The organism is Neisseria flavescens (genome assembly GCF_001618065.1).
Taxonomy (GTDB): domain Bacteria; phylum Pseudomonadota; class Gammaproteobacteria; order Burkholderiales; family Neisseriaceae; genus Neisseria; species Neisseria flavescens_A.
In genome coordinates, this window is sequence record NZ_LAEI01000030.1 from 1 (window position 1) to 8686 (window position 8686).

At 48.1% G+C, this 8686-nt stretch carries 7 protein-coding genes and 3 pseudogenes; 4 read left to right on the plus strand and 6 right to left on the minus strand.

The window, feature by feature from the left end; translation table 11 throughout:
- Positions 1-197 (plus strand): annotated as a pseudogene (locus TW89_RS11990) (hypothetical protein); the annotation flags it as partial.
- 66 nt (positions 198-263) lie between these two features.
- On the opposite strand, the gene TW89_RS04410 reads toward TW89_RS11990, so the two are convergent.
- The 5 genes from TW89_RS04410 to acpP all read right to left on the minus strand — a co-directional run bounded on the left by TW89_RS04410 (position 264) and on the right by acpP (position 5341).
- Entirely contained in the window at positions 264-1694 is a 1431-nt protein-coding gene (locus TW89_RS04410; RefSeq protein ID WP_128580663.1) for a basic amino acid/polyamine antiporter, read from the minus strand.
- Positions 1695-1792: 98 nt separating this feature from the next.
- Positions 1793-2680 (minus strand): homocysteine S-methyltransferase family protein, encoded by an 888-nt coding sequence (locus TW89_RS04415; protein ID WP_128580664.1) that lies wholly within the window; start codon positions 2678-2680, stop codon positions 1793-1795.
- A 141-nt stretch (positions 2681-2821) separates the two neighbouring features.
- Positions 2822-3514, minus strand: a complete 693-nt coding sequence (locus TW89_RS04420) for a hypothetical protein (RefSeq protein WP_128580665.1) — start codon at positions 3512-3514, stop codon at positions 2822-2824.
- A 180-nt stretch (positions 3515-3694) separates the two neighbouring features.
- On the minus strand, positions 3695-4942 hold the full coding sequence (gene fabF / locus TW89_RS04425; RefSeq protein ID WP_039861923.1) for a beta-ketoacyl-ACP synthase II: 1248 nt from the start codon (positions 4940-4942) through the stop codon (positions 3695-3697).
- 162 nt (positions 4943-5104) lie between these two features.
- Complete coding sequence (gene acpP / locus TW89_RS04430) at positions 5105-5341, minus strand: acyl carrier protein (protein ID WP_003679644.1); 237 nt, start codon at positions 5339-5341, stop codon at positions 5105-5107.
- A 252-nt stretch (positions 5342-5593) separates the two neighbouring features.
- Between acpP and TW89_RS04435 the strand changes: the two are divergent.
- Positions 5594-6246 (plus strand): annotated as a pseudogene (locus TW89_RS04435) (IS1595 family transposase).
- A 271-nt stretch (positions 6247-6517) separates the two neighbouring features.
- Entirely contained in the window at positions 6518-7993 is a 1476-nt protein-coding gene (locus tag TW89_RS04445) for a TIGR00341 family protein (protein WP_128580666.1), read from the plus strand.
- Positions 7994-8037: 44 nt separating this feature from the next.
- On the opposite strand, the pseudogene TW89_RS04450 reads toward TW89_RS04445, so the two are convergent.
- A pseudogene (locus tag TW89_RS04450) lies at positions 8038-8229 on the minus strand (aminotransferase class IV); the annotation flags it as partial.
- A gap of 22 nt (positions 8230-8251) precedes the next feature.
- On the opposite strand from TW89_RS04450, the gene TW89_RS04455 reads away from it, so the two are divergent.
- On the plus strand, positions 8252-8425 hold the full coding sequence (locus TW89_RS04455) for a DNA topoisomerase (protein WP_225522177.1): 174 nt from the start codon (positions 8252-8254) through the stop codon (positions 8423-8425).
- Positions 8426-8686 lie beyond the last annotated feature (261 nt).

Below are 8686 nucleotides of genomic sequence, written 5' to 3' on the forward strand. Positions count from 1 at the left end.
AATCAGGTATCCAAGGGAGATTAAGGGGATATTTGAGTAGAATCGGTGGATATTTGAAACGAAAACAGCCGAAATCCTGTTTTGGGCTTCGGCTGTTGAGGAAAGGGCTATTTTGCAAAGGTCTCAACCTCTACAACCTGCAAGGCGGTATTGATGCTTGGGCAATGCAGGTGGACAGCAAAATGATGCGGTACTGAATCGGTTTTATCAATAAAAGGCCGTCTGAAAATGGATTTCAGACGGCCTTTTTCAAACCTTTCTGCTTACGCTTGTAAGCTAGCGACAAACTGCTGTACGGCCGGCACAGCTAAAATCAACAGCAATACCAATACGGCTTTTTCCATACGGTTGAACTGACAATTTCCGTAGTGTTTCTTTTGCGAATAGAGAAACAGCAATACGCCGGGCAAATAGAGCAAGACTGAAAGCAGCAAATATTCCGTGCCTGCCGCATAGACAATCCAAGCCGCATAAAACGTTGCTGCCGCGCCGATAAGACGGTATTTTGCCGCAGCCTTTTGTGTCAGCGATAATTTGAGCAGATATGCACCAATTAACAAATATGGTATCAAAATCATGGAAGTCGATACCATCAGCAAGGCAGAATAATCCTCGCCTTTTAACCACACCAGCAATAGGCAAAACTGCACGGTCAAGGTGGTAAACATCAACGAACCCTGCGGCACTTCGTTTTTATTCAACGGGATAAACGATTTTGGAAATGCGCCGTTTCTCGCACCCATGTGCGGAATCTCGGTCGCATACAGCGTCCAGCTTAAATAAGACGACAGCACAGACACAATCAGGCAGGAAGAAATCAACACTTTACCCCAAGAGCCGACCATGTGCGCCAACACGCCCGCCATAGACGGATTAGCCATTGCTGCAATATCCGCACGAGGTAAAATGCCTTGAGCCAAGACGGTAATTGCCACGTACATTGCCAGCGTCAAGCTGACTCCGATAATGGTTGCTCGACCGACATCAGCACGACTTCGCGCATGCTTGGACAAAACCGCCGCACCCTCAATACCGGTAAACACCCACAGCGTAATCAGCATTGTGTTTTTCACCTGCGTCATCAGGCTGACATCAGGATTTTCAGGCGTAGCAAGGCTCCCCCCTGTCCAATCGGACATAAACACTTCGGTTTGAAAGAAATAGGCTGCCATACCGATAAATAAAATCAGCGGAAATACTTTGACTGCCGTCGCAATCAGGTTCACTCCTGCCGCTTCTTTAATACCGCGCACCACCAACCAGTAAATCAGCCACACAATTACTGATTCTCCAACGAAAGCAGCAAATGTGTTGCCTTTACCGAAAATCACGTTGTCCGGCGTATCGACAAATCCGCCTACTGCTTCAAACGCAACCACCAAATAGCCGACAATACCGACCGTGGTGCAAAGCCAATAGCCCCACGCCGAGAAAAAACCCATCAAATCGCCGAAGCCGTCGCGGGCGTACGTATAAATACCGCCATCCAATTCGGGCTTAAGTTTGGACAAGGCCGAAAATGACAGGCCGAGAAAGATAATGCCCACACCGGTAATCAGCCAACCCAACAGCAAAGCCTGCGAACCTGCAACGGCAGCCATATTCTGCGGCAGGCTGAAAATACCTGAACCAATCATGGAACTGATAACCAAGGCCGTTAGCGCGACCAGGCCGATTTGAGATTTTTGCGACATGTTTATTCCTGATTTTTATCATTATGTGTTTGTGAAGCGACGGCATTACCGGCTTTTTTAGCCTGTTCTAACCGTATCAAAATATTATGCAGCCACTTTCAGACGGCCTTAAATCCTTGCTCCAACGCACGGATATGTTCAGGTGCGATACCGCAGCACCCACCGATGATTTCAGCACCCAAACCCGCCCATTGTCTCGCCCACGCCAAATAATTTTCCGGCGTGGCATCAGCGCGAATCGGATCCAAACCATCGTTGGCCTCGTTCATCTGTCCTTGTACTGGTTCAAATGCATTGGCGTAAACACCCAGTTTCAGACGGCTTTGGGCTTCATGTGCCACTTTCAAAGCTTCGGCCATTACTTCAGGCTGACTGCAATTGAACAACATTGCCGCCGCACCTATTTCTACCGCGAAATCCGCCGCCTCGTGCACGTTTTCTCCCGAACGCAACACCGGTACATCATGCGGCATCGTATCTTCCAAAGTAAACGATACCCAAAACGGCTTACCGTCATCAGGCAGACTGCTGCGCCAGAAACGCGCTTCTTCCAAGCTGGATACGGTTTCTGCCAACCAAATATCAGCAAACGGCATCAAACCCGATATTAAAGGGAGCGCCAAAGCAGGTGCGACTTGTTTGTCAAACAAGTCAGGGCGGTAAGAACCAAACAACGGCGGCAGGCTTGCGGCTACTTTTGCAGTAGTCCCGCTTTGTTCCACCGCTTCACGCGCCAAACGGCCGGCCTGCCTTGCCCATTCGGCAGCTTGAGCATCAAAGCGCTCCTGCCCGATATGAAACGGAACAAGCGCATAGCTGTTGGTCGTAATCACCTTTGCGCCTGCGCGAAGAAAGTCCAAATGCGTTTCGCGTACAATCTCCGGCGCTTCCATCAAAGCCAAAGCAGACCATTCTGGCTGACGAAACGGTGCGCCGCGCCGATGCAGTTCACGCCCCATTCCGCCGTCTAAAATCGTTACTGTCATGATCTACCTCCAATGATGAATTTTTAAAATCGCCATTCTACGCTTTTTTAACTCCTTACCTTTAATCTATGAAAAACTAAACTTATGCAGCTTCGTTATATAAAAGGCCGTCTGAAACTGGATTTCAGACGGCCTTTACGATTATTTCACAAACCGTGCATCTGCCATAAACGGCCGTGTAGCGGCTGGTTTAGCGGAATAGAAGCGGGAGAAAGTGCTTTCGATTTTAGTCTGTATCGGCTTACCGTCCAATGTTGCCGATGCTTCCAATTTCACACCACCGCCACTGGTTTCGCCTAATTTCATATTTGGCAACGTCAGTTTGGCAATATTGAGTTTCACATTTCCCACTTTGGTATCGGGGGACATCAGCTGCTTACCGACCGGACGGATTTTTTCACCCTCATCATGAGGCGCGGCACCACCGTTATCGTCAACCACGCCGATATTAATCAATCTGGCAGACGCCAAATCCATCTTGCCGTTTTTGACCGGAATACCGACAAACAGTTTTACGCCGCGATGAATGAACGTATTGTCCCGCCACTGAGTTTGGCCCTCTTTCGGCGGTTTGGTTTCTGCCGCCACCGAATAAGTGCGGCCCATAATCATCAATTTATAACCTGGAATTTTTTTCGAACCGAATCCATCAGTGATATCTTCGACCAGTTGCGGCGCAGTCAGGGTTTCGTTTGCCAAAATACGGGCTGAAGTTTCTGCCAAATGGGCAGGCTTGCCGTCTATGGTCAATGCCTGTTCATGGCCGAAATCAGACGCAAATGCAGGCACGGCGGCCAGTGCAGCGGCCAATGCTAGAATACGGATAGTTTTCATTGCAGACTCCTGATAAAAATGTAATTGGGTTGATTACCCGATAAAATCCGGGCAATATTGATTGGAGTCGATATTTTTATATAAATGATACAGATTATCAAGAATATTTGTATTTAAAATAAAAAAGGTCGTCTGAAAACCAAGTTTCAGACGACCTTTTAATCTACTTAAAACCTTCTATCAGTCTTTGAAGCGTTTGAATACCAATGTGCCGTTGGTACCGCCAAAGCCGAAGGAATTGGAAATGGCAACGTCGATTTTCGCATCGCGTGCTTCGTTGGCGCAGTAATCCAAATCGCAACCGGCTTCAACGTCTTGTTCAAAGATGTTGATGGTCGGTGGAGATTTTTGCTCGTGTACCGCCAACACGCTGTATAACGCTTCCACACCGCCGGCCGCGCCAAGCAAGTGGCCGGTCATGGATTTGGTGGAGTTAACAATGACTTTGCGCGCATGATCGCCCAAAGCGCGTTTGATGGCTTTGGTTTCGTTGGCATCGCCCAAAGGAGTCGATGTACCGTGTGCGTTGACGTAATCAACGTCTTCAGGATTCAGGCCGGCATCTTTCAGGGCACGGGTAACGGCCAATGCAGGGCCTTCTTCGTTAGGCGCGGTAATATGGTAGGCATCGGAGCTCATACCGAAGCCGACGATTTCGGCGTAAATTTTCGCACCGCGTTTTTTCGCGTGTTCCAATTCTTCCAACACCAGCACGCCAGCGCCTTCGCCGATAACGAAACCGTCACGGCCTTTGTCCCACGGACGGGAAGCGGTAGCAGGATCGTCGTTGCGGGTGGAAAGTGCTTTCATGGCAGCAAAACCGCCAACGCCCAAAGTGCTGATCGCGCCTTCTGCACCACCGGCAATCATCACATCCGCGTCGCCGTATTTAATCAGTCGTGCAGAGTCGCCGATGGAGTGTGCGCCGGTCGTACAGGCAGACACCATGCCGTAGCTCGGGCCGCGGTAGCCTTTGAGGATGGTTACGTGGCCGGAAATCAGGTTAATCAGCGAGCCTGGGATAAAGAAAGGATTGATTTTGCGCGCGCCGCCTTCGATAACGGCTTTGCCGGTCGCTTCAATGCTCGGCAGGCCGCCGATACCGGAGCCGATGTTGACACCGACGCGGTCTTTGTCGAGGGTTTCCAAATCGTCCAAACCTGAATCATTGATGGCTTGCAGGGCGGCGGCAATACCGTAGTGGATGAACACGTCCATGCGGCGCGCTTCTTTTGCGCTGATGTATTGGCCGATGTCGAAATCGCGCACTTCGCCGGCGATTTGGCTGTTGATGTCGGATGCGTCAAAGCGGGTAATCCGTCCGATGCCGCTTTTGCCTGCGAGCAGATTGCTCCATGCGGTGGCGACGTCGTTGCCGACCGGTGATACTTGGCCAAGACCTGTGATGACTACTCTTCTCTGACTCATGATAATCTCGCTGTTGGTTGTCGGGATTTTCGCGGCAGCCTTGCTCTTTTTCTTCGTGAAAACGGGCAAAACTCATGCCGTCTGAAATTTCAGGGGTTTAATAATAAGGTAAAAGCCTCTATTGCGATGGCGCAGCAGAGGCTGGGTGTTTGAGGCGACCGATTAGCCTTGGTGGGCGTTGATGTAGTCGATAGCCAATTGTACGGTAGTGATTTTTTCAGCGTCTTCGTCAGGGATTTCGCAGCCGAAAGCTTCTTCCAAAGCCATCACCAGTTCTACGGTGTCCAGAGAGTCAGCACCCAAATCGTCTTGGAAAGAAGATTCGTTTTTCACTTCGGCTTCGTTTACGCCCAGTTGTTCAGCAACAATTTTTTTAACTTGTTGTTCGATGTTTGACATGTCAGTCGTTCCTTTTCGCCTTGCGGCAGGTTGTTTAAGGGAAATAATTCGTCGGTATTGTACCGAATTCGGATAGAGTTTTCCATCTAATCCTGCATTTTAGCACAGATTATTCAGTAAAAACCTGTTGTTGTGCATATTAGCATAGCCTGATTTTAACCTACAAGCGGGAATTTGTTTTGTTACGTATTAACATTAACATTATTAAAAAAAGGGGCTGTACTAGATTAGCAGATATGTTACCCTCGAAATATGAAGGTAACACACTGCAAATTAAAGAAAAAAGTACAGAAAGAACTGCTTCGTTTTTTTGTACTCGAAGTTACCTCCCGTTCTGCCGCCGATATTTTGGGTATCCATCCCAATTCGGCAGCACTGTTCTACCGTAAAATCCGCACGGTTATCAACTATCATTTGGCCTTGGCTGCCGATGAGGTTTTTGAGGACTCTGTCGAACTGGACGAAAGCTATTTCGGCGGACGGCGTAAAGGCAGACGTGGTCGCGGTGCGGCAGGAAAAGTGGTTGTCTTCGGCATTCTGAAACGCAACGGACGGGTCTATACCGTTGTGGTGGATAATGCCAAGTCTGAAACGTTACTCCCTGTAATCAAAAAGAAAATAATGCCGGACAGCATTGTTTATACCGATAGTCTGAGCAGCTACGACAAGTTAGACGTGAGCGGTTTCATCCATTACCGCATCAACCATTCAAGGAATTTGCAGACCGTCAGAACCACATTAACGGCATTGAAAATTTTTGGAATCAGGCAAAACGCGTCTTGCGCAAATATAACGGAATCGATCGCAAATCTTTCCCGCTGCTCTTGAAAGAATGCGAATTTCGATTTAATTTCAGCACACCGTCTCAACAGCTTAAAATCCTGCAAAAATGGTGTGGAATTTAGGGCTAATCTAGTACAGCCCCTTAAAAAATTTTGATGGCGGTTGCTGCTGAAAAAGTAGGAATTGGATTTGAGAGAAGGTTTTTGCATATGCTGGTTTCGTGAAGGCCTACGCAGGATCAGCGTTGTCAGCGTTTTCATGTGTATGCTAACCTTCTGCAAGGTATCTGCTTAATCATATTTGAAATCAGTATTAAAGCATAATTATCAGTATCCGAAATTCCAGTTAATTCAATATTCAGAGACAATCGTTAAGATTGATTTAAGGATGAAAATGCAAGACCAAGAAAACATTAAAAACCAAGAAGAACAAGAAAATCAGCCAAAAGAAGACAATGGTGCCATGACCAAGTTGCAAGATGTGTTCAATCTTGCGCATGACCAGGCCCATCCCGATAAAATTGATGCCACCATCCGTGCCAATACTCGGGTGTCCGGGACTAATATGTGGGTATTGATGTTTGCCATTGCCGTGGCGAGTATCGGTCTGAATGTAAACAGCACGGCGGTAGTGATCGGCGCGATGTTGATTTCGCCGTTGATGGGGCCGATTGTAGGTATGGGTTACGGTTTGGCGGTAGGGGATACTGCGCTGATCCGTCAAGCCGTGCGCAATATTATTATATTCGTCGTCATCAGCTTGATTACCGCTACGTTGTATTTCCTGTTAACCCCGCTTAAAGAGGCGCAAAGCGAGATTTTGGCGCGTACTCAGCCGACCCTTTGGGATGTGTTGATTGCCTTCTTCGGCGGTAGTGCGGGTATTGTGGCGCTGACCCGAAAAGAGGGAGGCAATGCCATACCGGGTGTGGCGATTGCTACCGCATTGATGCCGCCCCTGTGTACTGCGGGCTACGGACTGGCACATGGCAACTGGCACTACTTTCTCGGTGCTTCATATCTTTTTGCCATCAACTGCGTGTTCATCGCTTTTGCGACCTTGTTGTTTTCCAAGCTGCTCAAGCTGCCGCGCAGGGGGTTGGTAAAGGAATCCAAACGCCGGTTGCACAGCATCATTATTACTGCCGTCGTACTTGCTGTCATGATTCCGAGTGGCTATATGGCATCAGGACTGGTGCGTCAGGAAATCTTCAACACCAGAGCCAATGCTGCCATTGCCACTGCGAAGCAACAGGAAGGTTTTTTCGTGCTGCGTAAGATGTTGAACCATAGAGAAAATAAAGTCAGTCTGGTTGTCAATGGAACGGGCAATGCCGAGAAAATTTCCGCCTTGCTCGTGAAAAGCCTTGAAGCGTCAGGTGTGAAAGAGCCGAAGGTCAACGTGGTCTATGCGGGAGGGGACAATGCCAAAATCGAAGAATTGCTGGCAAGCCAAAACAACCCGGTTCAGCAGCAAAATGAGCTGAAAGAGCAACAGGCCTATATCGATACCGTACTGGCAGGCAAAGCCTCCGATATCGACGATGCAGCGGTACTTAAGGAATTAAAAGCCCAATATCCGGAAGCGGAAAAAATCGTTGTCGGACGCGGCTTGGCTTGGGATAAAGCGCAAACAACGCCTGTTTCCGAACAGTCTGAAAGCCAAAAAAACGCAGAACCGAAGACAGATACATATGACGATATCGTCGTTGTCTCTCTCGAATTGGAGCAGCCACTACCTGCCAAAGATTACGAGCGGATACAGGCGTGGTTACGCCAGCGTTATGAGGGTAAGGTAGTGAGCATATTGCAAACGCACAAGTCTCAGACAGATAAACCGTCTCAGACAGATAAACCGTCTAACGAATAATCGCCTTCAGGCTTTATCCATTTCCGAGAAATCATTGATTGTTCCTAGTACACCAAATCCGCCTCAAACACGCCTCTCAAGGCGTTGGAGAGGCGGATTTTTTCTGCGCGTTCGAGCATATCGCGGGTGATGTGCGTTTCGATGATGATGTCCGCGCCCAAGTAGGTTTGCAGCTGCTGCAATACGGCTTGGCGCATGATGCCGTTGAGGATATCCAAATCCAGAGACGGGGTGAGACGGGTGTTTTTGTGCATGTTCATGTTTCAGTATTCTCCTGGAAATACTGTAAACAACGCTACTAGTTTCTACAGCATCGAGTTGATAACGTTCGCCCACACCGGCAAGGTTTTCTGCGTCAAGGACGAGTTTGAGTTTCTCAAAGTCGATTTGGTCTTCGCAAAAGACTTCGGGAAAGATTTGTTTGAGTTTTAATATATTGTTTTATTTGAAATTATTTCATGAATTGTGCATAATTTTTCGGTTCGGCTACCATAATTGCGTCTTCCATCAATGATCACTTACAAAGTGTCCATTTTATCGGGACATGTTGAAAGTTAAAAGAAAAGAAGGCCGAGACCTTTGCAAAATTCCCCAAAATCCCCTAAATTCCCACCAAGACATTTAGGGGATTTTCCATGACCACCTTCTTTCAACAAACCGCCCAAGCCATGATCGCCAAACACATCGACCGTT